The sequence below is a fragment of the Paracoccus sp. NIOT.M2S5SZ12 genome, assembly GCF_057748165.1.
Genome location: NZ_JBYLFR010000008.1, coordinates 135,747 through 157,493, shown reverse-complemented (window position 1 = coordinate 157,493; position 21,747 = coordinate 135,747). Strand labels below are relative to the sequence as shown.

Below are 21,747 nucleotides of genomic sequence, written 5' to 3'. Positions count from 1 at the left end.
CGCCATCCGTCGTAGACAGCCTGCACCATGACCGATGACAGCACCACGACGGCTTTCCACATCGAGGGCGCGGACCGGCCCTCGCGATGGCTCATCACCTGCGATCACGCGACCAACCGCGTGCCGGACTGGGTGGGGGGCGGCGATCTGGGCATCGCGCCCGCCGACATGGCGCGCCACATCGCCTATGACGTGGGGGCCGCGGGTCTGACGCGCGCCCTGGCGCGGCGCATGGACGCGCCCGCGATCCTGTCGGACTTCTCGCGGCTGGTGATCGACCCGAACCGGGGCGAGGACGACCCGACCCTGCTGATGCGGCTCTATGACGGCACGGTGATCCCGGCCAACCGCGACGCGGATGCGGCGGAGCGCGAACGCCGGCTGGACCGGCTGCACCGCCCCTATCACGCCGCGCTGGCCACGCTGGCCGCGCGTCACCCGGCCCGCTGCCTCTGCGCGATCCACAGCTTCACGCCGCAGCTGCGCGGGCGGCCGCCGCGCCCGTGGCAGGTGGGCATCCTCTATTCGCACCGCGACGCGCGTCTGGGGCCGGCGATGGTCGCCGCCTGCCGCGACCAGGGCTGGATCACCGGAGAGAACCAGCCCTATGACGGCCATCTGGACGGCGACAGCATCGACCGCCACGGCCTGGCCCATGGCCGCCCCAACATGCTGATCGAGGTGCGAAACGACCTGATCGCCAGCCCCGAGGGGCAGGTGCTCTGGGCCGAACGCCTGGCACCCGTGATCGAACGGGTGCTGTCGGAAAGCGGCCTCTAGGTCTGCGCGACGCCGGGGGGTGCGGGGGGCTGGCCCCCCGCCGTCGCGGGACGCAACTCAGACCGCGGTCTTGAGGCTCTCCTCCAGATAGATCTCGCGCAGGCGCGTGGCCACTGGGCCGACCGTGCCCGCCCCCACGCGCGCCCCGTCGATCGACACGACCGGCATCACGAAGGCCGAGGCCGAGGTGATGAACGCCTCGTCCGCCGCCTGCGCCTCGGCGATGGTGAAGCTGCGCTCCTCGACCTGCATCTGCGCCTCGCGGGCAAAGCGCAGCACCGCCGCGCGGGTGATGCCGTGCAGGATGTCGTGGCTCAGCTCGCGCGTGACGATGGTGTTGCCCGTGACGATATAGGCGTTGTTCGAGGTCCCCTCGGTCACGCGGCCGTCCTCGACCATCCAGGCGTCGTCCGCGCCGCGCGCCTTGGCCTCCATCTTGGCCATGGACGGGTAGAGAAGCTGCACCGTCTTGATGTCGCGCCGGCCCCACCGCAGGTCCTCGACGCTGACCACGCTCCAGCCGGTCTTGGCCGCGGGCGCGTCGGCCAGGCCGGGCTTGGCCTGGGTGAACATCACCACCGTCGGCGCGGTGTCCGCGGGCGGATAGGCGAAATCCCGATCACCGGGATTGCCGCGGGTCACCTGCAGATAGACCAGCCCGTCAGTGATGGCGTTCCGCACGACCAGCTCGCGATGCGCGGCCAGATAGTCCTCGTCCGACAGCGGATTGGCGATGGACAGCTCGGACAGCGACCGCTTCAGCCGGACCATGTGCCCGTCGAAATCGATCAGCCTGCCGCCCAGCACGCTGACCACCTCATAGACGCCGTCGGCCATCAGGAACCCCCGGTCGAAGACCGAGACCGTGGCCTGATCTTCGGGAAGATAGTCGCCATTCACATAGACCGTCCGCGTCATCGCTGCCTCCGTGCCGTCGCGTGTTCGGGGCCGGTCCTGCGCCCAAAGCCCCGCTACGTCAAGAACCGCGCCCGATGCCGCATTGCGGAAAAACATCTTGCCGCAGCCGCAGCGCAACTTTATTGCTTGTTGCAACGCAAATCTTTTCGAACTGGACCCTGCCATGAGCTTCCGCCAGCAACCCCTGCCTCCCGCGCGCCTGAACCGCTGCCAGCTGTTCGGGCCCGGCTCGCGCCCGGCGCTGTTTCCCAAGATGGCCGCCTCCGCCGCCGACGTGATCAACCTGGACCTGGAGGATTCGGTCGCGCCCTCCGACAAGGACCAGGCCCGCGCCAACATCATCGCGGCCATCGGCGACGTGGACTGGGGCGCCAAGACGCTGTCGGTGCGCATCAACGGGCTGGACACGCCCTTCTGGTATCGCGACGTGGTCGACCTGCTGGAGCAGGCGGGCGACCGGCTGGACCAGATCATGATCCCCAAGGCCGGCTGCGCGGCCGACATCTATGCCGTGGACGCGCTGGTCACCGCGATCGAGCGCGCGAAGGGCCGCACCAAGCCCATCACCTTCGAGGTCATCATCGAATCCGCCGCCGGCATCAGCCATGTCGAGGAGATCGCCGCAGCCTCGCCGCGCCTCAGGGCGATGAGCCTCGGCGCGGCCGATTTCGCCGCATCCATGGGCATGGCCACGACCGGCATCGGCGGCACTCAGGAAAACTACTACATGCTGCGCGAGGGGCAGCGGCACTGGTCCGATCCCTGGCACTGGGCGCAGGCGGCGATCGTCGCGGCCTGCCGCACGCATGGCCTGCTGCCGGTGGACGGCCCCTTCGGCGATTTCAGCGACCCGGAGGGCTTCCGCGCGCAGGCGCTGCGCAGCGCGACCCTGGGCATGGTCGGCAAATGGGCGATCCATCCCAGCCAGGTGGCGCTGGCCAACGAGGTCTTCTCGCCCTCCGAGGCCGCCGTGCAGGAGGCGCGCGACATCCTGGCCGCGATGGAGAAGGCCAAGGCCGAAGGGGCGGGGGCGACGGTCTTTCGCGGGCGGCTGGTCGACATCGCCTCGATCAAGCAGGCCGAGGTCATCGTGCGCCAGTCGGAGCTGATCGGCGCCTGAGCGCCCGCGACAACCGGTCCCGGCCGCGGCGGTTGACCCGGCGCCCCGCGGCCGCCAGCTTGGTGGGATACCACAGCGCAGGGGCCGCGCCGATGTTCGACATGCCGCAAGCCGATCCCGCCAAGGTGCCGCTGGCCACCGTGCCGCTGGGCCTGTGGGGCACCGCCATGACCGCGCGCCGCAACGTGCTGGAGCTGATCCCGGCCGTCGCCACGCGCCAGCCCATCGTGTCGGGCAAGACGGGCGTGCGCTGGCACATGGTCATGGACCCTACGGCCCTGCGCCGCATCCTGAAGGAGAAGGTCGAGGACTATCCGAAATCGGTCACGACCAAGCTGATCCTGAACCCCGCCATCGGCGACAGCCTGTTCGTGGCCGAGGGCGCGCATTGGCGCTGGCAGCGCCGCGCCGCCGCCCCTGCCTTCGCGCAGCGCCATGTCGAGGCGCTCGGCCCCGTGATGACCGCAGCCGCCGAGGCCTCCTGCCGCCGCCTGGCGGGGGCGCGCGGTCCGGTGGACCTGTTCCAGGAGACGGTGGTCGCGACCTTCGACGTCATCTCGGACGTGACCTTCTCGGGCGACGGGATGTTCGACCGGGACGCCGTGCATCAGTCGATCGACGCCTATATCGCGCAGACCGCGAAGCTGTCGCTGATGGATGTGCTGGGCCTGCCGGCCTGGCTGCCGCGGCCGGGGCGGCTGTTCGCGGGGCCGGGGCTGAAGCGGATGAAGGCGCTGGCCGACCGCTCCATCGCCGCGCGGGCCGAGGCGGCCCGGACCCAAGGCGCGCCCGACCTGCTGGACCTGCTGCTGGTCGCGCAGGACCCCGAGACCGGCCGCACGATGACCCGGGACGAGCTGCGCGACAACCTGCTGACCTTCATCGTGGCGGGGCACGAGACGACCGCCCTGACGCTGGCCTGGGCGCTCTATCTGATGGCCTTCGCCCCCGATATCCAGGAGGCCGCCGCCGAAGAGGCGCGCCGCGCCTTGGGCGGTCGCGCCGCCACCGCCGCCGATCTGGGCGCGCTGCCCCTGACCATGCGCATCGTGAACGAGACGCTGCGCCTCTATCCGCCCGCGGCCTTCCTGTCGCGCACGGCCCAAGGCCCCGACACGCTCTGCGGGCGCGAGATCCGGCCGGGCGACACGGTGATGATGCCGGTCTATGCGCTGCACCGCCACCACATGCTGTGGGAGCGGCCCGACGCCTTCGACCCGGACCGCTTCCTGACCGCGCCCGACCGATACGCCTTCCTGCCCTTCGGCGCGGGGCCGCGCATCTGCATCGGCGCCAGCTTCGCCCTGCAGGAGGCGGTGATCATCCTGGCCACCCTGCTGGCCCGCTTCCGCTTCGCCCGCGTGCCGGGGCGCGAGCCGCAGCCGCGGATGATCCTGACGCTCCGCCCAGAAGGCGGGGTCTGGCTGACGGTGACGCCGCGCGACTAAGCGGCTTGCGGTCGCTCACATGGCTGTTACAGACTGCCGCATGAACAGGCAGCGGAGACCAGCATGACCGCCATCGTCGATTTCCTGAACAACATCTTCTGGAATTACGTCCTAATCTACGGCCTTCTGGCCGTGGGCATCTACTTCACCGTCCGTCTGGGCTTCCTGCAGTTCGCCCACTTCGCCGAGATGTGGCGCTGCGTGCGCGGCTCGGGCGAGACGGACAAGGACGGGATCACCCCGTTCCAGGCGCTGTCGGTGTCGCTGGCCAGCCGCGTGGGCACCGGCAACATCGCGGGCGTCGCGGTGGCCCTCACCCTGGGCGGGCCGGGCGCGATCTTCTGGATGTGGATGGTGGCGCTGGTCGGCATGGCCACGGCCTATGCCGAATCCACGCTGGCGCAACTCTACAAGGTGCACGGGTCGGACGGCATGTATCGCGGCGGACCGGCGCAATACATCGCCCGCGGCCTGGGCCTGCCCTGGCTGGCAGCGCTGTTCGCGGTCGCGCTGATCATCGCTTTCGGCTTGGTCTTCAACGCGGTGCAGGCCAATTCCATCGCACAGGCGGTCGAGGGGGCCTTCGGCATCGGCGCGGGTGTGGTCGGCATCGGCGTGGCGATCCTGTCGGGCATCATCATCTTCGGCGGCATCCCCCAGATCGCGCGGGCGGCCCAGTTCATCGTGCCGATCATGGCGGGCCTTTACCTGCTGGCGGCGGTCGTCATCCTGGTGATGAACATCACCGAGGTGCCGGGCATCCTGGGCGGCATCGTCCGTTCGGCCTTCGGCCTGCAGGAGACCGTGGGCGGGGTCGCAGGCGGCGTCGCGGCGGCCATGCTGAACGGGGTCAAGCGCGGCCTCTTCTCGAACGAGGCCGGCATGGGCTCGGCCCCCAACATCGCCGCGGTGGCCGTGCCCAACCCGCACCACCCCTCCAGCCAGGGCTTCGTGCAGGCCCTGGGCGTCTTCATCGACACCATCCTGGTCTGCACGGCCACGGCGGTGATGATCCTGCTGGCCGATGTCATGCCCTCGGACCAGCTGACCGGCGTGAACCTGACCCAGGCCGCGCTGAGCGACCATTTCGGCGGCTTCGGCCAGATCTTCGTGGCGGTGGCGATCTTCTTCTTCGCCTTCACCTCGATCATCGGCAACTACTCCTATGCCGAGAACGCCATCGTTTATCTGGGGGCGGGCAAGCCGGGCATCATGGCACTGCGGCTGGCGGCACTGGCCATGGTGGTCTGGGGCTCGATGCAGGCGGTCACGACCGTCTTCAACTTCGCCGATGCCAGCATGGGGCTGATGGCCACGATCAACCTGATCGCCATCGTCGCGCTGTCGGGGACCGTCGCGGTCGTCACCCGCGACTATCTGCGCCAGCGCAAGGCCGGGCACGAGCCGACCTTCCGCATCGGCGATCACCCCGGAATCGCGCCTGGCGTGAACCGCGACATCTGGAAATAAGGCGGCACGGGCGCGCGGTCTTTACCCCGCGCGCCCGGCCATGCTAACGCGGGCGCAACCAGGAAAGGCCCCGCGATGGACGATCTGACCCCCCTGCGCCAGCAATGGCTGGACCGCATTTCTGCCGCCTCCGACCCTCAGGCCATCGAGGAGGTGCGCCTGGCCGCCCTCGGCAAGAAGGGTGAGCTGAGCCTGATGATGCGCGAGCTGGGCCGCATGTCCCCCGAGGAGCGCCAGACCACCGGCAAGGCGCTGAACCAGATCCGCGACGAGATCGACGCCGCCCTGCGCGCGCGCAAGCTGGCGCTTGAGGATTCCGCGCTGGACGCGCGCCTCAAGGACGAATGGCTGGACGTGACCCTGCCGGGCCGCCCGCGCCGGCAGGGGTCCATCCACCCGATCAGCCAGGTCACCGACGAGGTCACGGCGATCTTCGCCGACATGGGCTTTGCCGTCGCCGAAGGTCCGCAGGTCGAAAGCGACTGGTACAATTTCGACGCGCTGAACATTGCCCCCGAGCATCCCGCGCGGCAGGAGCACGACACCTTCTTCATGCACCGCGCACCGGGCGACGACCGTCCGCCGCACGTGCTGCGCACCCATACCTCGCCGGTGCAGATCCGCGCCATGCAGGATCACGGCGCCCCGGTCCGCGTGATCGCGCCGGGCCGCGTCTATCGCATGGACATGGACCAGACTCATACGCCGATGTTTCACCAGATCGAGGGCGTGGCCATCGACCGCGACATCTCCATGGCGCATCTGAAATGGACGCTGGAGGAGTTCTGCCGGGCCTTCTTCGAGGTGCCATCGGTCGAGCTGCGCTTCCGCGCGTCGCATTTCCCCTTCACCGAACCCTCGGCCGAGGTGGACATCCGGTGTTCGTGGGAAGGCGGCCAGCTGAAGATCGGCGAGGGCAATTCCTGGCTGGAGATCCTCGGATCGGGGATGATGCATCCGCATGTCCTCCGCTCTGGCGGGATCGACCCGGATCAGTGGCAGGGCTTCGCCTTCGGCATGGGCATCGACCGCATCGCGATGCTGAAATACGGCATCCCCGACCTGCGCGCCTTCTTTGAATCAGACCTCCGCTGGCTGCGCCATTACGGCTTCGCGGCCGGCGACGTGCCGAGCGTCAGCGGCGGGCTGTCGCGCTGAATGCTGCCTGTCGCCCCATCATGGGTGGCAGGCGCAAGCCGTCAGCCTGTGACAGGCATCGCCCCGGAGGACGCTGACAGGGCAGGGGCGACCGGCGCCGCATAGGCCCCCATCTCGAAGGCCAGCTTCTGGCGCAGGGCCTGCTGATCGGCGCGGATGATCCCCGGTATCAGGAAGAGGTCGACAACGGCCCAGATGCCGACCGCAGTCAGCAGGATAAGTCCGACGCCGATGATCGCGGTGACCCAGCCCAGGATCCACAGGATCAGCATCGTCACGGCTGTCCCGGTCTTGCCCAGATAGAACCTGTGCGCACCGAACCCCCCGAGGAAGACCAGCAGAAGATAGGCGATCACGGGCGACTTGGCGTCGTTCGTGACACGCTGTTCGATCAGGATCTATTGGTGTGTATCAAGGCGCAAGGTGAAATCTCCGGTTCGAACGGAAAATGGCGGTGATAATCACCGCCATAACATGATCCCGGGCATCAGATCACGGAAACGCCACCATCCGGTCAACGCGCGGTCAGCGCAGCCGCCGCCGGATGTCTTCGCGGTCAGCGCCTACCATGCCGGGGATCAGGAACAGGTCGATAATGCACCAAAGCACCACGAAACCCACCGCCGGCCAGCCGATCACGATCGGCGCAGTCAGCCAGCCGATGCCCCAGATCGCCAGCATGAACAGTCCGCTGATCCAGCGGCCCAGATACATGCGGTGCACGCCGAACCCCCAGAGAACGATCAGCAGCAGATAGGCGATCAGCGGCGACTTGGCCTCGTTGGTCACCCGCTGCTCGATCAGCAATTCGCGCTGCACATCCATCTGCACGGCTCTCCTGTTCCCTGATGCGCCCGCCATCCGGGCACATCAGAGAGATAGGAACGCCGGACGGCCACGCAAGACCCGGGCGGCGCGGGCTCAGTCGACGCGCTCGAACCGCTCGAAGACCAGGCCCACGGGGCGGATCGGCGCGCCCGGCTGATCGGGGCGGTTCACATCCGTCAGCGCCAGCCGATAGCGCCCCGGCGCCAGGACGACCGGGCCCAACCGCGCGTCCAGGCTGCCGTCCGTGTCGTCGGCATCGGCCACGACCGACCCGTCCTGCGCGAAGAGGGCCAGCTTGGCGTCCACGCCCACCAGCGCGCCATAGGCGCCGACGATCAGGACCGTCTCGCGCTCCAGCGCGAAGCTCAGCCATTGCGCGCTGCCGTCCTGCAGGACCACGGTCTCGCGGTCGGTGGCCAGGTCGATCTGCTGCATCGGATAGTCGCCGTCCAGCGGCGGGGCCAGTTCTCCCTTGCGCCAGGCGGCGCGCAGATAGCTGTCGCGGTCCAGCGCCTCGGCGCTGACGGTGATCGTGCCATCCCCGGCCGAGATCGGCGCGACGCCCAGGCAGTAGTCGCCCGCGGCCAGCCCGCTTGGGAAATCCAGCCGCGAGTTCAGGCCGTCGGCATCGTCATTGGCCGCGATCTGCGCGCCCGCGCCGTCGAAGAGGATCATGTTCGGGTCCAGCCCCACGCTGACCGCGCGCAGGGTCAGGGGCGCGTTCTGCTCCAGCGAGAAGCGCAGATAGCGCACCGTGCCGTCGGTCTCGGCCCGGGCGGGCAGGGCGGCGTCCAGCATGCCCTCGGCCAGCGGCTCGGCCGGGGTCTCGGGGGTGCAGGCCGCGATGGTGGTGTCGACCGGGTCCTGCAGCAGGGCGGGCATCTCGGGGCGCGTCAGCTGCACCGTGGCGGTCATGTCCGTGGCGCCCACCGGGACCAGCCGCACGCAATAGTCGCCCGGCCCAACCGACTGCTCGATGCGCGAATTCAGGCCGACCGCGTCGTCGTTCTCGGCCAGCAGATCGCCTTCCGGCGTCTCCAGCCGCAGCGAGGGATCGGCGTCCGACATGGCCTCCAGCCGCAGCGCCTGCATGGCGCCCGTCACGCGGAACATCGCATAGGGGCTGCTGCTGGCGGTCGTGCTCATCTGGCGCGACAGGGCGGCATCGGTCGCGGTGATGTCGCTGCCCTCGGGACCCTCTCCCAGCCAGATGGCGGGCTGACCCGAGCAGAGGGGTTCGGCCGGGGTCTCCTGCGCCTGTGCGGGCAGGGCGGCCAGGACCAGCAGGGGCAGGGGGGCAAGACGGGACATGAGACTCATGATGACACCTTCGGGTTGCTTGGCCCGCACAGTCGCACCGTGCCGACCATCCCGCAACCCGCCGAATGGCCCGCGACCCACGGAAATCCGCCGATCCGGCTTGACCCAGAGCGCATGGCACGGTTCAAGGCGGCAAAGTCCCCGCGCGGGCCGACCCGGAAGGCAGACGCCATGAAGTTCACCCTCTCCTGGCTCAAGGAGCACCTGGATACCACCGCCACCCTCGACCAGATCGCCGAGGCGCTGACCGACCTGGGCCTGGAGGTCGAGGAGATCGCGGACCCCGCCGCGAAGCTGGGCAGCTTCACCTTGGCGCGGATCGACCATGCCGAACAGCATCCCGACGCCGACCGCCTGCGCGTCTGCCGGGTGATGACGGACGAGGGCGAAAAGCAGATCGTCTGCGGCGCCCCCAATGCGCGGGCGGGCATCACGGTCGTGCTGGCCAAGCCCGGCGATTACGTCCCCGGCATCGACACGACCCTTGGCGTGGGCAAGATCCGCGGCGTGGAAAGCCACGGGATGATGGCCAGTGAACGCGAGCTGGAGCTGTCCGAGGAGCATGACGGCATCATCGAGCTGCCCTCGGGCGAGGTCGGTCAGCGCTTCGTCGACTGGCTGGCGCAGAACGCGCCCGAGAAGATCGACCCGATGATCCACATCAAGATCACCCCGAACCGCCCCGACGCCCTGGGTGTCCATGGCATCGCCCGCGATCTGGCCGCGCGCGGTCTGGGCGTGCTGAAGCCGGTGGCGGTGGAGCCGGTTCCGGGCGCCTTCCCCTGCCCGGTGGGGGTGACCATCGACGACGCGGTTGCCGCCAAGGCGCCGTTCTTTGCAGGCCGCGTGGTGCGGGGCGTGACGAACGGCCCGTCGCCCGCCTGGCTGCAGAAGCGCCTGCGCGCCATCGGCCTGCGCCCGATCAACGCGCTGGTGGACATCACCAACTTCTTCACCTTCGACCTGAACCGGCCGCTGCATGTCTTCGACGCGGCCGAGGTCGCGGGCGACCTGGTCCTGCGCGGCGCACGGGCGGGCGAGGAGCTGGTGGCGCTGGACGACAGGACCTATGCCCTGCCCGAAGGCGCGGTGGTGATCTGCGACGATCACGGCCCGGAAAGCATCGCGGGCATCATGGGGGGGGCGGCCTCCGGCGCGTCCGAGGAGACGCGCGAGGTCTTCATCGAGGCCGCCTGGTTCGACCCGATCAGCACCGCCGCCACCGGCCGCGCGCTGAAGATCAACAGCGATGCGCGCTATCGCTTCGAGCGCGGCATCGACCCGGACTTCACCCTGCCGGGGCTGGAGCTGGCCACGCGCATGGTGCTGGACCTCTGCGGCGGCGAGGCCTCCGAGGTGGTGACCGCCGGCGCGCTGCCCGACACGGGCCGCGCCTATCGCCTGGACCCCGCGCGTACCAGCCGCCTGGTCGGCATGGACATCGCCGAGGCCGATCAGCGCACCACGCTGGAGGCCCTGGGCTTCCGGCTTGAGGGCGAAATGGCGCATGTCCCCTCCTGGCGTCCCGACGTGCTGGGTGAGGCCGATCTGGTCGAGGAGATCGCCCGCATCGCCAGCCTGACCAGGCTGCAGGGCAAGCCCCTGCCGCGCGCGCAGGCGGGCGTGCCGCAGCCCGTGCTGACGCCCCTGCAGGTCCGCGAAAAGACCGCGCGGCGCATGGCGGCGGCCTTGGGCTATAACGAATGCGTGACCTACAGCTTCATCGACCAGGGGGCGGCGGCGCTGTTCGGCGGCGGGGATGATGCGGTGCGCGTCGAGAACCCGATCAGCAGCGAGATGAGCCATCTGCGCCCCGACCTGCTGCCGGGCCTGCTGCAGGCCGCGGCCCGCAACCAGGCGCGCGGCTTCGCCGATCTGGCGCTGTTCGAGCTGGGCCCGGTCTTTTCCGGCGGAGAGCCGGGCGAGCAGGCGGTCCGCATCAGCGGGCTGCTGACAGGCCAGACCGCGCCGCGCGACCCGTTCGGCAGCCGCCGCAAGGTTGACCTTTACGACGCCAAGGCCGATGCCGAGGCGATCCTGAACGCCATCGGCGCCCCCGCCCGCGCCCAGATCAACCGCAAGCTGGACGGATGGTGGCATCCGGGCCGCGCGGGCAACATCGCGCTTGGCCCGAACGTGCTGGCCAGCTTCGGCGAGATCCACCCCAAGGTGCTGCGCCAGATGGACGTGAAAGGCCCGGCCGTGGGCTTCACGATCCAGCTGGCCGCGGTGCCCTTCCCCAAGGTCAGGACGCCCACGCGCCCCGCGCTGGAGCTGTCCGAGCTGCAGGCCGTTGATCGCGACTTTGCCTTCGTGGTGGACGCGGGCGTCGAGGCGCTGACCTTGGTCAACGCCGCCGCCGGGGCCGACAAGGCGCTGATCGCGGGCGTGTCGGTCTTCGACCAGTTTCAGGGGCTGGAGGGCGGGCAGAAGTCGCTGGCCATCACCGTGCGCCTGCAGCCGCGCGACAGGACCCTGACCGATGGCGATATCGAGGCGGTCAGCCGTAAGATCGTCGAGAAGGTCGAAAAGGCCACGGGCGGTCGCCTGCGCGCCTGACAGGTCCTTGAACGGAGAAAGACCCCGCCCGGTCGTCCGGGCGGGGTCTTTTCATGCGGGCCGTCCGGCGCGTCTCAGAAGATCAGCGACAGGATGCCGATCACGACCAGCAGGCCGATGATGAAGATGACGCCGATGGTGCCGCCGATGAACTTGAGCATGCCATGTCTCCTTGCTGTGGCCCGAGCACAACCGGGCAGGGGCGCGCATGTTCCGCGCATCGCGCACCTCAAGGAGGAAAAACCGCGCGGGCGCCTCATGATCCGACAGCGTGGATCTCGGTCAGCCGCTGGCGGATCGTGCTGACATTGGCGACATGCTCGCCTCCCTGAAGCAGCATCAGCACCTCGCTGACCCAGGCATTCAGGCCGTTGCCGTTGGCGGGGTTCTGCCCGGCCGCGAAGTCCCACATCCTGAGCTCCGAGAAGCGGTGCGGGGCGGAGCCGCGCAGGACGCCGTTCACGAAGACGCTGATCGTGCCGGGCGTGAAGTCGATCTCGTAAAGGCGTCGCGTGCCCATCAGCGCGGGGCTGAGCGCGACGCTGACCGTCTCGAAGGAATTGGTGGCGGGATTGCGGCGGTTCACGCGCAGGCTCGCGCCGCCCGCCGCGATCCACACGTTCATCTGCGGAGAGCCGTTGCCCATCAGATACTGATCGACCGTCAGCCCGCGCAGGTCGGCCACGATGAAGATGCGCGTGCCGATCAGGTCGGGACGGGTTGCCGTGGTCGTGCCGCTCAGCCGCAGGTTCATCGCCGGCTGCAGGTCCAGACGCCCGCCCGTCACCGGGACCGCGACCGAGCCGGGCGTCAGGTTCAGCACCGCCCCGGCCCCTCCCGCGTTCACCGAGGACAGCAGATGGCCCGTCGCGTTCAGCCGCGCGGCGCTGAACACGTGCCGCATCGGGATCTGGCCCGGACCGGTGCCATAGAGCGCGTTGAGCGATGCCGCGGGCGCGGCGACCGCGCCGGATCGGATACCGATGTCGTCGAAATCGCTGAACGCGCCGGGGGTCTCGACGCCTGCGGTCAGCAGCAGGTGATGCGTCGTCCGGGTCGCGGTGAAGGTCAGGACCTGCGGACCGGGATCGAGGATGCCGGTCGCCTCGGCCACGATCCCGGTCGGTGCGGCGCCGCCGGTCTCGGCGATGCGGACGGCGGCGCCCCGTTCGGGCCGCGAGGCATGCGTGATGGTGACGGTGTATGTCCGGCCGACCGTCAGGCCGGTGATCGGCGTCTGCGCCTGCGGGAAGCGGCCCTCCGGCAGCGCGGTCAGCCGCAGGAACCCGTCGGCGGTCCGCACCATGCAGGCGTCGTGGCGCAGGACCGTCCCGTCCGCAGGGGCGGTCGCAAAGCAGCTCCACCCCGTCAGGTCGGTGTCGAACCGACCGTTGGCGACCGTGGGCTCCGGGGCGCGCGGCTCGGCCTCGCCGGGGCCGGGGCCAGAGCCGGGGCCGGGACGGGCGGGCGCGATGCCGAGACCGATGCCCAGCATCAGACCCAGCCCGTGATGCCGGTGGCGGTCGTGCCGGTCGCGCGGATGCGCGCCGCCGCCATGGTGTAGGTCCCGGCGGGCAGCGGCCCGGTCATGCAGGCGACGCCGGTCCAGTTGATCCACGCGATCGTGCCTGGCGCGTTGATCGTGACCGCGCGGACCGCGACCGGAAGGTCGGCGCTGTCGGAGGGGGTGACGACGATGCTCTGGATGGCGGGGCCGGAGGAGCCGATGCTCGAGGCGCGGAACGGGAATTCGGTGGACATGATCGTCTCCAATGCAGAGGGCCTGCGATGAGCGGGCGCTGAGCTGTCGGATAGTCCTCGGGAATGGTTAACAGATCGTCACCGCAGCGTGCGTTGCACGGCCGACATGCGGGGAGTGCCGCAAGGTCCGGTCGGATCATCGGTCCGGAGGATTGGAGCGGGTGACGGGAATCGAACCCGTGTCTCTAGCTTGGAAGGCTAGGGTCTTACCATTACACAACACCCGCGCTGCACCGGGGTATAATCCGGGCGCGCGGCGGGTTCAAGCGGTGGCGTCACCGTCTTTGGGCAAAGAATTGCCGCAGCAGATGGCGCGATTCGTCCGCGGCGATCCCGTCATAGACCTCGGGGCGGTGATGGCATTGCGCGTGGCTGAAGACCTGCGCGCCATGCGCCACGCCCCCCATCCGCGCATCCGCCGCCCCGTAGTAGAGCCGCGCGATCCGCGCCGCCGAGATCGCGCCCGCGCAGATCGGGCAGGGCTCCAGCGTGACCCACAGATCGTGGCCCGACAGGCGTTCGGAGCCCAGGGCGCGACAGGCGGCGCGGATGGCCAGGACCTCGGCATGGGCGGTCGGATCGCACAGCTCTCGGGTGCGGTTGCCCTCGGCCGCGACCACCCGGCCCTGCGGGTCGGTGATGACGGCGCCGACCGGTACCTCGCCGCGCAGGGCGGCGGCCTGCGCCTGCTCCAGCGCGAGGGCCATATGCGTGGTGAACGGGCTCATCGCCCGCTTGTCGCAAGCCCGGCGGCGCTTCGCAAGCGGGGCAAAGAAACGCTTTCCACGAAGGCTGCATGGGCGTATGCACCCTTTTTGCCCCGCAGCGATGCGAAGGAGACGCGCATGACCGATGACACCACCCCCGACCGCAAGACCCCCCAGACCGCCCCGCGCACGCAGGCGGACCGCATCGCCAAGGTGATGGCGCGGGCCGGCGTCGCCAGCCGCCGCGAGGCCGAGCGCATGATCATCGAGGGTCGCGTCGCGGTGAACGGGACGAAGATCGACAGCCCCGCGCTGGACGTGCTGCCGACCGACCGGATCACCGTCGACGGCAAGAAGCTGGACGAGCCGCAGGAGACGCGGCTGTGGCTCTACTACAAGCCTCTGGGCCTAGTGACCTCCGAGAATGACGAGCTGGGCCGGCAGACCGTGTTCGACGCCCTGCCGCGCGACATGCCGCGGGTGATGACCGTGGGGCGGCTGGACCTGAACTCTGAGGGCCTGCTGCTGCTGACCAATGACGGCGAGCTGAAGCGGCGGCTGGAGCTGCCCTCGACCGGCTGGCTGCGCCGCTATCGGGTGCGGGTGAACGGCACGCCCTCGGACATGACCTTTGATCCGCTGCGTCGCGGGGTGACCATTGAGGGCGAGGATTTCGCCCCCATGGAGATCAAGCTGGACAGCCAGCAGGGCGCGAACGCCTGGCTGTCGGTCGGCATCCGCGAGGGCAAGAACCGCGAGATCCGCCGCGCCATGGCCCATGTCGGGCTTCAGGTGAACCGCCTGATTCGCATCGGTTACGGCCCGTTCAAGCTGACCGGCATGGACAAGAACCAGGTCACCGAGGTCAAGCGCAAGGTGATGCGCGACCAGCTGGGCGGGCTGCTGACCGGCGAGGCCGAGGAGAAGCCGCGCGAGATGCGCCCGCGCGGTGCCGGGGGCGAGCGTCCCGCCCGCGACGGAGCCGCGCGCCGCCCCGGCGGCAAGCCCGGCTTCGCGGCCGGTCCCGAGCGTGAGGGTCGTCCGGCCCGCAGCTGGGGCGCGAAATCCGCCGAGGGCGGCTTCGGCGGGCCGCGTCCGGTGCGCGACGGCGATGCCAAGGGCTTCGGCGACCGCCCGCGCGCGGATGGCGACAAGCCACGCTGGAAGAAGTCCGGCCCCTCCGACGCGCCCCGCAGCGCCGACGATGGCCGTCCCGCGCGCTTCGCGGGCAAGCCGGGCGAGGCGCGCAGGCCCTTCGGCGGCCCGCGCAGCGAGGGTGACGGCCCGCCCAAGCCCTTCGGCAAGCCGCGCGCCGATGGTGACCGCAAGCCCTTCGGCAAGCCGCGTGCCGATGGTGACCGCAAGCCCTTCGGCGGCCCGCGCAGCGAGGGTGATGGTCCGCGCAAGCCCTTCGGCAAGCCGCAGGGCCGGACGGGCGGTGGAGGCGGACCGAAGGCGCGGGGCGACTGGCCCCGGGGCGGGCGTCCCGGCGGCAAGCCCCGGGGCTGAGCCGCGCGACATGAGAAAGGGGCCGACCCGCCGGGTCGGCCCCTTTCTCATGCGCGAATCGTGGCGTCACTTGGTCAGGATCAGCTTGCCCGCACGAGTGATGCGCAGCTGATAGACCTGGTCGTCCAGCACGATCAGGGCCTGGTTGCCGCCTTGGGTCAGGTCGGTGGCATCATGCTGCGGCATCCGGGCCAAGATCGAGGTGCCGGGGCGGGTAAAGTCGGCGGGGCGCGTTGCGGTCATGGTCAGCCTCATGCGGGTCATCAGTGATGCCGTGAAGCTGACAAATTCATTCAGGTTTGTCAAAGTATTTTAGTCAGGATTCTGCACGGACCTGGATTTTTGTGTTTCGGCCGGGTGACAGGCGCTTCTCGCCATCCGGCCCAGGGTCCGTCACTGCTTATTCAGACAGTCCAGCAGCGTGTCCGCCATCTGCGTCAGAAAGGCGTCGTACTGACCTGCGCCAAGGGCGAGGGCGCCGCCTTCGGGGCTCAGCTCTCCGCCCAGGGTCAGCGTGCTGCCTTCGGTGACCGTGGCGATCAAGGCCGGGTCATGGGCGTATTCCGGAAAGGCACAGGTGGCACCGGACTGCGCGATCTGGGCGCGGATCTCGGCGATGCGGGCGGCCGACGGGGTTGAGGCATCGCCCAAGGCGACCGGGATCGCGGGCTGCAGGCCGAAATGGTCGGTGAAGTAGCCGTAGGCGTCGTGGAAGACCACGAAACGCGCATCGGCCACCGGAGCCAGCCGGTCGGTCAGCGTGGCGTCTAACGCGGTCAGGCGCTCGGCCGCGGCGCGCGCATTGGCCTGATAGGTCTGCGCGTTCTCGGGGTCCTGCTCCGAGAGAGTCCGGGCGATCGCGTCCAGCCAGGTGACCGCATTCTGCGGGTTCAGCCAGGCGTGCGGATCGATTCCGTCATGGGCATGGTCATGATCCCCATGATCGTGGTCGTGGTCGTGGTCGTGATCGTGATCGCCGTCATCGTGATCGCCGTGGTCGTGGTCGTGGTCGTCATGCGCTGCCGCCGCGCCATAGGGACGGGTCTGCGTGCCCTCCACCGTCAGCAGGCGCAGCTCGGCACCACCGCTGAGCGAGGCTTGGGCGCGGTCCAGCCAGGGGGTCAGTTCGGGGCCAACCCAGACCACCAGTTCGGCCGATTGCAGGGCCCGCGCGTCCGAGGGCCGCATCTGATAGTGATGGGCGCTGGCGCCCTGCGGCAGCAGGACCCGCACCTCGCCCAGATCGCCCATCACCTCTTGGACCAGCGCGCCGGTCGGGGCCAGATCGGCGACGACCTGCGGCGCGGCCCAGAGGGGGGTGGCGGTGATGGCCAGCAGGACGGAGAGGGACAGGCTGCGCATCGGAGGCTCCTTGCGGAAAAGGGGGTTTGTTGCGATGCCGGGGTTCTGTGTGTTACAGGATAACAAGTCAACCAGAATGTTATAAGATAACGCCCTTGCGCGCGAAGGAGCCTCCGTGTCCGACCCCGACCATGCCATCGCCGCGACATTCGCGCCGCACGACCATCAGGAATGTGCGCATCGCGCGCTGGATCAGGCGTCGGCGCGGCTGGCCGATCAGGGCGCACGCCTGACGCCGGTCCGTCGCCGCACGCTGGAGATCCTGCTGGAGAGCCATCGCGCCATGGGCGCCTACGAGGTGCTGGACCGGCTGGCCGCCGAAGGCTTCGGACGTCAGCCGCCGGTCGCCTATCGCGCGCTGGAGTTCCTGGTCGCGCATGGGCTGGCGCATCGGCTGCAGCGGCTGAACGCCTTCGCGGCCTGCCTGCATCCGGGCCAGGACCACCACCCGGCCTTCCTGATCTGCCGCAGCTGCGACAAGGTTGCCGAGGCCGCCGCCGCCCCCATCCGCGATGTCCTCGGCGCGGTCGCGGCCCAGGGCGGCTTCCGGGTCGAGCGCGCCACCATCGAGGCGCTCGGCCTCTGCGCGACCTGCGCCGCCGAGGAGGGGGCCGCATGATCGCCCCCCTGATCCAGTCGCGCGCTCTGACCGTCCATCGGCCCGGCACCTCCGAACCCGTCCTGGCCCATGTCGATTTTCGCATCCTGCCCGGAGAGATCGTGACCGTCGTCGGTCCGAACGGCTCGGGCAAGTCGTCGCTGATCCGGGCGCTGCTGGGGCAGATGCCGCTGGCGTCCGGAGAGGTCATGCGGCGGGACGCGCTGCGCATCGGCTATGTCCCGCAGCGGGTGCAGCTGGACACCGCGATCCCGATGACGGTGCGGCGCTTCCTGTCGCTGCCGGTGCGCGTGGACGACGCGCAGGCCGATGCCGCGTTGGCGCGGACCGGAGTGCCGGGCCTGGGGCGGCGTCAGCTGACCCAACTGTCGGGCGGACAGTTCCAGCGCGTCCTGCTGGCGCGCGCGCTGCTGTCGGACCCGCATCTGCTGGTGCTGGACGAACCGACGCAGGGTCTGGACCAGCCCGGCATCGTGGCCTTCTATCAGCTGATCGAGGAGGTGCGCCGACAGACCGGCGCGGCCGTGCTGATGGTCAGCCACGACCTGCTGGTGGTGATGCGCTCGTCGGATCGGGTGGTCTGCCTGAACGGGCATGTCTGCTGCGAGGGCACCCCCCAGCATGTCAGCACCGCCCCCGAATACCGCGCCCTGTTCGGGGCCGAGGCGCAGGGCACGCTGGCGCTGTACCGCCACCGCCACGACCACGACCACGATCACGACGGCACCGGCGGCTATCTGCACGGCCCCGGCTGCGGCCACGACCACGACACGGGGGACCGCGCGGCCCATGCTTGACGACTTCTTCATCCGGGCCATCCTGGCGGGGCTTGGCCTTGCGGTGGTGGCCGGGCCGCTTGGCAGTTTCGTCGTCTGGCGGCGCATGGCCTATTTCGGCGATTCTACCGCCCACGCGGCGATCCTGGGCGTGGCGCTGGCGCTGGCCTTCGATCTGTCGATCTATGCCGGCACCCTGGCGGTGGCGGTGGCGATGGCCTGCCTGGTGTCGGCGCTGGTGGCGCGGGGACAGGCGATGGACACGATGCTGGGCGTGCTGTCGCATTCCGCGCTGGCGGTGGGCCTGGTTGCGATCAGCTTCGTGCCGTCGGCGCGGTCGGACCTGTCGGGCTATCTCTTCGGCGACATTCTGGCAGTGGGGCGTGGCGATCTGGCGCTGATCTGGGCGGGGGCGGCGCTGGTCATGGTGGTGCTTCTCTGGCGCTGGCAGCGGCTGGTTACCAGCAGCCTGAACGAGGAGTTGGCCATGGCCGCGGGCATCGATCCGCGGATCGAGCGGCTGATCCTGTCGCTGTGCCTGGCGGTGACCGTGGCCCTCGCGATTCGAGTGGTCGGATCGCTGCTGATCTCGGCCATGCTGATCGTGCCGGCGGCGGCGGCCCGCACATGGGCGCGCACCCCCGAGCGGATGGCCGCCGGCGCCGCACTGATCGCCGGTACCTCGGTCGTTCTGGGGCTGGGCTCCAGCCTTCGGCTGGACACGCCGGCCGGTGCCTCGATCGTGAGCGCGGCGGCAATTTTTTTCGTCCTGTCCCAAGCACTTCGGCGCGGCTAGTGCGGATTTGTCACAGGTTTTCCGGGGGTTTGCGCCGCCGGGAACAAAGGCGCGAAATCGGTGTTGGCCAATATGCAACAGTGCATGCAGGCCCACGGCGGATTCAATTCAATCCAGCTTTTCAACTCTCCGGGTTTGTGTAACTGTCGCCCCGATGTTGCCAGCAATGGCAGCCGTCAAACGAAACGGAGCATGATCATGACCAAATTCGCTACCTTCGCCGCCGCCCTCGGCCTGACCGCAACCTCGGCTCTGGCCGGTGGCTATGTCGCCCCCGTCGTGGAAGTCGAGCCCGTCGTCGTCGAAGAGCAAGCCGCCTCGTCGAACGCTGGCCTGGTGGTTCCCGCCCTGCTGCTGCTGGGCGTCATCGCCGCCGTCGCTTCGGACGACGACGACAGCTGATATCGGAACGGATCGTTCCGACGATCCGGTCCACAAGGGGCTGGCCATTGGCCAGCCCCTTTTTTGTTGTCCGCAGCGTAGCTGCAAGGGGACACGTGATCCCGGCCCGACATCGGTTGCGTGGCGAAGGCCGGTCCCGCGAAGGGGCTGGGGTGCGGAGGGACTCCTGCACCAAGTGCCGTGTGCTGACCCGTGCTTGCGGAGGGCCGTTCTGACGTCCGACGACCCACTGGCAGGGCGCATATGAGCCTGAAGCATGCGTTTCTCTCGCTTATGAAAGCGATCTCACGTCTGCAGGCGTGAATTGCACCAGCAGCGGCTTGATCCCGGCCAAGTGTGAGGCGCTTGATGTTGAGGGCCACCCTGGTGGCACGTCTGCACGGCGCGCACCGGGAAATGGGCGGTCCCTATCCATAATCTTGATTCTCCCGAACGCATTCCTGACCGTGCTGCGGCGGAGGGTCGTCAGCGCTGCGCATCCCGTTGAGGGATGCTCGTTCCCCCTATGGAAGTCCCGTGCCTCGTCGTGGTTGAAGCCCGCTCCTAAGGCGATTGCCCGAGATCCGGGGGAGCGGCATGGTCACCATGATACAGGCCTTGTCGGAGGCCCCGATCGCGATACTGCTGCAACAGCCGTTGCCCGCCGGGGCGTGCACCCTGTCGCGCCAGGACGCGTCCATGGCGGTCGGCGACATCGGACCGGGCTGACCCCAGTTGCCCCACCCTTTCGCGACATTACGAATAATAAAGACGCGGGTGTCGCTATCCGCCGCGCAGGGCGCATCGCCGCCGACTGGCCCGTCGTTGCTCGCGCCGGTGGCCGGGACGCGGGTCTCCGCGTTCGTCAGGGAAACCTGACGGTCCGATGCGTAGGCCCGAGCCGTGGGCATCGGCCTGAGTTTCTCGACTTCCTTGCTTGAGGCGCCCGTATCGCTGCACCGAATGCTCAACCGTCTCGGCATGCGCTTCGCCTGCTCCCGGCGACCACTTCGCACGAATTCGGTCATGCAGGGTCCGGCATCGGGCTTGAAATGCTTAAGACGACCAGCGGGCTTGCCTGTGGCCGGATTGCACTCCGGATTGTCGACCGCTACGAACCTGCATCCGTGGATCGCCGTGCGATCGCCCGTCAGCGTGCCGAGCCCAAGTTACAGCGCCGTGCATCCTGCGCAGGTCTTGCGAATGACCTCCGCGGTATTGCGTCTGAAGGCCACAGTCGTCTCGTAGTCTGGCACCGAAAGGGCGGGCCGCCGCATCACTGCGCTGTTCCGCGCAACCTCCCGGTCCAGCCTTCAGCAGGACGGGACGCGATCCAGATCGCCGTCGACGATCAGCCTGATCATAATTGCCGGATCACAGCGAGGCACCGCTGTCAGCGTCGGGGAGCATATCCGAAGCCAGGCCCCCCGGCAGATCGCGGTCACCGATGATGCGGACCGGACCGTCCCGATCCACCCACAGGTCAGGAAACGAACAGTCCGACCCCGGTCCACCCGCCGTCCGACCCTGCCGCTGGCCTGTAGAGGTCAGGCACAGCGTCGACCGGCAGGGTCCGTTCGCATTCAGGGGCGCAGGGTCTGGATGGTCAGATAGCCCAAGCCCGGCCCGATCCACTGGCGCGACACCGGGATCTGCCCGCCCTGCACCAGATAGTTGTTCTGGAACGTGGTGCCGTGCCCCTCGCAGCTCTCGACGATCACGCCGGGATTGGGGCCGGGCGCCGTGGTGCAGGCGAATTGCAGCGGCCGCTCCAGCCCGTCGCCCGACAGGTAGCGCATGATGCGCGTTCCGCTGCCCGACTGGCCGGCACGGATCAGCGCCTCGGTGCCGGGTTCGGCCACCGACAGGTCGCGGCCCAGGCCCTTGGTGCCGATCAGCAGGCCGTCGCGCAGGATGACGGCCTCCTCGGCGGGGGTCATGTAGGTGCGCAGGCGTCCGTTCTGCCCGGTCATGGCCATGACCTGGTTGCGACCCAGCCCCTCGAACCCGGCTTGGATCAGCGGGCCGGGATTGACGCGCAGCGCCTCGGCGGCGGCCTCCTGGGGGCTGCGCGCGGGCGCGGCGGGTTCGGCCGCCCGGCGCGCGCCCACGGTCTCGGTGGCGGTGCGCAGCAGCTCGGACAGGGGTCCGCGGCCGCTCTCGTCGGGTCCGGTGTTGCCGCAGGCCGCCAGCGCCGCCAGCGCGGCGCCCGCCAGGATTGCGCGCATCTGCTTG

23 protein-coding genes and 1 tRNA gene are annotated in these 21,747 nt (G+C 69.4%); 11 read left to right on the top strand and 13 right to left on the bottom strand.

The annotated features are described in order from the left end of the window. The first annotated feature begins 27 nt into the window (after positions 1 to 27). Positions 28 to 780 carry an N-formylglutamate amidohydrolase gene (locus AC2SGK_RS09570; protein ID WP_488323336.1) on the top strand — a complete coding sequence of 251 codons (753 nt, stop codon included), beginning with the start codon at positions 28 to 30 and terminating at the stop codon, positions 778 to 780. Between the two features lie 57 nt (positions 781 to 837). Here the strand turns inward: AC2SGK_RS09570 and AC2SGK_RS09565 are convergent, their stop codons facing one another. Next, positions 838 to 1,698 carry a D-amino-acid transaminase gene (locus AC2SGK_RS09565; protein WP_488323335.1) on the bottom strand — a complete coding sequence of 287 codons (861 nt, stop codon included), beginning with the start codon at positions 1,696 to 1,698 and terminating at the stop codon, positions 838 to 840. Positions 1,699 to 1,861: 163 nt separating this feature from the next. On the opposite strand from AC2SGK_RS09565, the gene AC2SGK_RS09560 reads away from it, so the two are divergent. The 4 genes from AC2SGK_RS09560 to pheS all read left to right on the top strand — a co-directional run bounded on the left by AC2SGK_RS09560 (position 1,862) and on the right by pheS (position 6,894). Then, positions 1,862 to 2,818, top strand: coding sequence for an L-malyl-CoA/beta-methylmalyl-CoA lyase (locus AC2SGK_RS09560; RefSeq protein WP_488323334.1), 957 nt, complete (start codon positions 1,862 to 1,864; stop codon positions 2,816 to 2,818). A gap of 101 nt (positions 2,819 to 2,919) precedes the next feature. Beyond that, positions 2,920 to 4,266 carry a cytochrome P450 gene (locus tag AC2SGK_RS09555; protein WP_488323333.1) on the top strand — a complete coding sequence of 449 codons (1,347 nt, stop codon included), beginning with the start codon at positions 2,920 to 2,922 and terminating at the stop codon, positions 4,264 to 4,266. A gap of 63 nt (positions 4,267 to 4,329) precedes the next feature. Continuing rightward, complete coding sequence (locus AC2SGK_RS09550; protein WP_488323332.1) at positions 4,330 to 5,736, top strand: alanine/glycine:cation symporter family protein; 1,407 nt, start codon at positions 4,330 to 4,332, stop codon at positions 5,734 to 5,736. A gap of 75 nt (positions 5,737 to 5,811) precedes the next feature. Continuing rightward, positions 5,812 to 6,894, top strand: a complete 1,083-nt coding sequence (pheS, locus tag AC2SGK_RS09545) for a phenylalanine--tRNA ligase subunit alpha (RefSeq protein ID WP_488323331.1) — start codon at positions 5,812 to 5,814, stop codon at positions 6,892 to 6,894. Between the two features lie 41 nt (positions 6,895 to 6,935). Here the strand turns inward: pheS and AC2SGK_RS09540 are convergent, their stop codons facing one another. The 3 genes from AC2SGK_RS09540 to AC2SGK_RS09530 form a co-directional block, all read right to left on the bottom strand. Further along, positions 6,936 to 7,250, bottom strand: a complete 315-nt coding sequence (locus tag AC2SGK_RS09540; RefSeq protein WP_488323330.1) for a TM2 domain-containing protein — start codon at positions 7,248 to 7,250, stop codon at positions 6,936 to 6,938. Positions 7,251 to 7,419: 169 nt separating this feature from the next. After that, positions 7,420 to 7,719 carry a TM2 domain-containing protein gene (locus tag AC2SGK_RS09535; RefSeq protein WP_488323359.1) on the bottom strand — a complete coding sequence of 100 codons (300 nt, stop codon included), beginning with the start codon at positions 7,717 to 7,719 and terminating at the stop codon, positions 7,420 to 7,422. A gap of 96 nt (positions 7,720 to 7,815) precedes the next feature. Further along, positions 7,816 to 9,033: a DVUA0089 family protein gene (locus AC2SGK_RS09530; RefSeq protein ID WP_488323329.1), complete on the bottom strand. Its 1,218-nt coding sequence runs from the start codon at positions 9,031 to 9,033 to the stop codon at positions 7,816 to 7,818. A gap of 180 nt (positions 9,034 to 9,213) precedes the next feature. On the opposite strand from AC2SGK_RS09530, the gene pheT reads away from it, so the two are divergent. Beyond that, on the top strand, positions 9,214 to 11,601 hold the full coding sequence (gene pheT, locus AC2SGK_RS09525) for a phenylalanine--tRNA ligase subunit beta (protein WP_488323328.1): 2,388 nt from the start codon (positions 9,214 to 9,216) through the stop codon (positions 11,599 to 11,601). Positions 11,602 to 11,675: 74 nt separating this feature from the next. On the opposite strand, the gene AC2SGK_RS09520 is transcribed toward pheT, so the two are convergent. The 5 genes from AC2SGK_RS09520 to AC2SGK_RS09500 form a co-directional block, all read right to left on the bottom strand. Beyond that, entirely contained in the window at positions 11,676 to 11,822 is a 147-nt protein-coding gene (locus AC2SGK_RS09520) for a small membrane protein YohP (protein ID WP_488323327.1), read from the bottom strand. 35 nt (positions 11,823 to 11,857) lie between these two features. Further along, entirely contained in the window at positions 11,858 to 13,096 is a 1,239-nt protein-coding gene (locus tag AC2SGK_RS09515) for a hypothetical protein (protein ID WP_488323326.1), read from the bottom strand. Beyond that, positions 13,096 to 13,362, bottom strand: a complete 267-nt coding sequence (locus AC2SGK_RS09510) for a spike base protein, RCAP_Rcc01079 family (RefSeq protein ID WP_411838663.1) — start codon at positions 13,360 to 13,362, stop codon at positions 13,096 to 13,098. The genes AC2SGK_RS09515 and AC2SGK_RS09510 overlap by 1 nt, the downstream gene beginning before the upstream one ends. Positions 13,363 to 13,515: 153 nt before the next feature. Beyond that, positions 13,516 to 13,589: transfer RNA gene (locus AC2SGK_RS09505), tRNA-Gly, on the bottom strand. 48 nt (positions 13,590 to 13,637) lie between these two features. Beyond that, positions 13,638 to 14,090, bottom strand: coding sequence for a nucleoside deaminase (locus AC2SGK_RS09500; RefSeq protein WP_488323325.1), 453 nt, complete (start codon positions 14,088 to 14,090; stop codon positions 13,638 to 13,640). 117 nt (positions 14,091 to 14,207) lie between these two features. Between AC2SGK_RS09500 and AC2SGK_RS09495 the strand changes: the two genes are divergently transcribed. Then, a complete protein-coding gene (locus tag AC2SGK_RS09495) occupies positions 14,208 to 15,578 on the top strand; it encodes a pseudouridine synthase (protein WP_488323324.1) in 1,371 nt (456 codons plus the stop codon). A gap of 66 nt (positions 15,579 to 15,644) precedes the next feature. Here the strand turns inward: AC2SGK_RS09495 and hemP are convergent, their stop codons facing one another. Together hemP and AC2SGK_RS09485 are read right to left on the bottom strand one after the other, a co-directional pair. Next, on the bottom strand, positions 15,645 to 15,821 hold the full coding sequence (hemP, locus tag AC2SGK_RS09490; RefSeq protein ID WP_411838704.1) for a hemin uptake protein HemP: 177 nt from the start codon (positions 15,819 to 15,821) through the stop codon (positions 15,645 to 15,647). 150 nt (positions 15,822 to 15,971) lie between these two features. Further along, positions 15,972 to 16,940 (bottom strand): zinc ABC transporter substrate-binding protein, encoded by a 969-nt coding sequence (locus AC2SGK_RS09485; RefSeq protein WP_488323323.1) that lies wholly within the window; start codon positions 16,938 to 16,940, stop codon positions 15,972 to 15,974. A gap of 115 nt (positions 16,941 to 17,055) precedes the next feature. On the opposite strand from AC2SGK_RS09485, the gene AC2SGK_RS09480 reads away from it, so the two are divergent. The 4 genes from AC2SGK_RS09480 to AC2SGK_RS09465 all read left to right on the top strand — a co-directional run bounded on the left by AC2SGK_RS09480 (position 17,056) and on the right by AC2SGK_RS09465 (position 19,533). Then, positions 17,056 to 17,559: a Fur family transcriptional regulator gene (locus AC2SGK_RS09480; RefSeq protein ID WP_488323322.1), complete on the top strand. Its 504-nt coding sequence runs from the start codon at positions 17,056 to 17,058 to the stop codon at positions 17,557 to 17,559. Then, the gene (locus AC2SGK_RS09475) at positions 17,556 to 18,356 is read left to right on the top strand and encodes a metal ABC transporter ATP-binding protein (protein WP_488323321.1); all 801 of its coding nucleotides are present in this window, start codon (positions 17,556 to 17,558) and stop codon (positions 18,354 to 18,356) included. The genes AC2SGK_RS09480 and AC2SGK_RS09475 overlap by 4 nt, the downstream gene beginning before the upstream one ends. Next, positions 18,349 to 19,131, top strand: coding sequence for a metal ABC transporter permease (locus tag AC2SGK_RS09470; protein WP_488323320.1), 783 nt, complete (start codon positions 18,349 to 18,351; stop codon positions 19,129 to 19,131). Before AC2SGK_RS09475 ends, AC2SGK_RS09470 begins: the two co-directional genes overlap by 8 nt. Positions 19,132 to 19,329: 198 nt before the next feature. Further along, the gene (locus tag AC2SGK_RS09465) at positions 19,330 to 19,533 is read left to right on the top strand and encodes a hypothetical protein (protein WP_028725626.1); all 204 of its coding nucleotides are present in this window, start codon (positions 19,330 to 19,332) and stop codon (positions 19,531 to 19,533) included. 503 nt (positions 19,534 to 20,036) lie between these two features. Here the strand turns inward: AC2SGK_RS09465 and AC2SGK_RS09460 are convergent. Both AC2SGK_RS09460 and AC2SGK_RS09455 read right to left on the bottom strand, forming a co-directional pair. After that, complete coding sequence (locus AC2SGK_RS09460; protein ID WP_488323319.1) at positions 20,037 to 20,540, bottom strand: hypothetical protein; 504 nt, start codon at positions 20,538 to 20,540, stop codon at positions 20,037 to 20,039. A gap of 555 nt (positions 20,541 to 21,095) precedes the next feature. After that, entirely contained in the window at positions 21,096 to 21,740 is a 645-nt protein-coding gene (locus tag AC2SGK_RS09455) for a YjbF family lipoprotein (protein ID WP_488323318.1), read from the bottom strand. Between the last annotated feature and the right edge of the window lie 7 nt (positions 21,741 to 21,747).

Excerpts from the sequence above, each read along its gene's own strand:
- AC2SGK_RS09570 (WP_488323336.1), top strand. The coding sequence starts at position 28 with ATGACCGATGACAGCACCACGACGGCTTTCCACATCGAGGGCGCGGAC.
- AC2SGK_RS09565 (WP_488323335.1), bottom strand. The coding sequence starts at position 1,698 with ATGACGCGGACGGTCTATGTGAATGGCGACTATCTTCCCGAAGATCAG.
- AC2SGK_RS09560 (WP_488323334.1), top strand. The coding sequence starts at position 1,862 with ATGAGCTTCCGCCAGCAACCCCTGCCTCCCGCGCGCCTGAACCGCTGC.
- AC2SGK_RS09555 (WP_488323333.1), top strand. The coding sequence starts at position 2,920 with ATGCCGCAAGCCGATCCCGCCAAGGTGCCGCTGGCCACCGTGCCGCTG.
- AC2SGK_RS09550 (WP_488323332.1), top strand. The coding sequence starts at position 4,330 with ATGACCGCCATCGTCGATTTCCTGAACAACATCTTCTGGAATTACGTC.
- pheS (WP_488323331.1), top strand. The coding sequence starts at position 5,812 with ATGGACGATCTGACCCCCCTGCGCCAGCAATGGCTGGACCGCATTTCT.
- AC2SGK_RS09535 (WP_488323359.1), bottom strand. The coding sequence starts at position 7,719 with ATGGATGTGCAGCGCGAATTGCTGATCGAGCAGCGGGTGACCAACGAG.
- AC2SGK_RS09530 (WP_488323329.1), bottom strand. The coding sequence starts at position 9,033 with ATGTCCCGTCTTGCCCCCCTGCCCCTGCTGGTCCTGGCCGCCCTGCCC.
- pheT (WP_488323328.1), top strand. The coding sequence starts at position 9,214 with ATGAAGTTCACCCTCTCCTGGCTCAAGGAGCACCTGGATACCACCGCC.
- AC2SGK_RS09520 (WP_488323327.1), bottom strand. The coding sequence starts at position 11,822 with ATGCGCGGAACATGCGCGCCCCTGCCCGGTTGTGCTCGGGCCACAGCA.
- AC2SGK_RS09515 (WP_488323326.1), bottom strand. The coding sequence starts at position 13,096 with ATGCTGGGCATCGGTCTCGGCATCGCGCCCGCCCGTCCCGGCCCCGGC.
- AC2SGK_RS09510 (WP_411838663.1), bottom strand. The coding sequence starts at position 13,362 with ATGTCCACCGAATTCCCGTTCCGCGCCTCGAGCATCGGCTCCTCCGGC.
- AC2SGK_RS09500 (WP_488323325.1), bottom strand. The coding sequence starts at position 14,090 with ATGAGCCCGTTCACCACGCATATGGCCCTCGCGCTGGAGCAGGCGCAG.
- AC2SGK_RS09495 (WP_488323324.1), top strand. The coding sequence starts at position 14,208 with ATGACCGATGACACCACCCCCGACCGCAAGACCCCCCAGACCGCCCCG.
- hemP (WP_411838704.1), bottom strand. The coding sequence starts at position 15,821 with ATGACCGCAACGCGCCCCGCCGACTTTACCCGCCCCGGCACCTCGATC.
- AC2SGK_RS09485 (WP_488323323.1), bottom strand. The coding sequence starts at position 16,940 with ATGCGCAGCCTGTCCCTCTCCGTCCTGCTGGCCATCACCGCCACCCCC.
- AC2SGK_RS09475 (WP_488323321.1), top strand. The coding sequence starts at position 17,556 with ATGATCGCCCCCCTGATCCAGTCGCGCGCTCTGACCGTCCATCGGCCC.
- AC2SGK_RS09470 (WP_488323320.1), top strand. The coding sequence starts at position 18,349 with ATGCTTGACGACTTCTTCATCCGGGCCATCCTGGCGGGGCTTGGCCTT.
- AC2SGK_RS09465 (WP_028725626.1), top strand. The coding sequence starts at position 19,330 with ATGACCAAATTCGCTACCTTCGCCGCCGCCCTCGGCCTGACCGCAACC.
- AC2SGK_RS09460 (WP_488323319.1), bottom strand. The coding sequence starts at position 20,540 with ATGACCGAATTCGTGCGAAGTGGTCGCCGGGAGCAGGCGAAGCGCATG.
- AC2SGK_RS09455 (WP_488323318.1), bottom strand. The coding sequence starts at position 21,740 with ATGCGCGCAATCCTGGCGGGCGCCGCGCTGGCGGCGCTGGCGGCCTGC.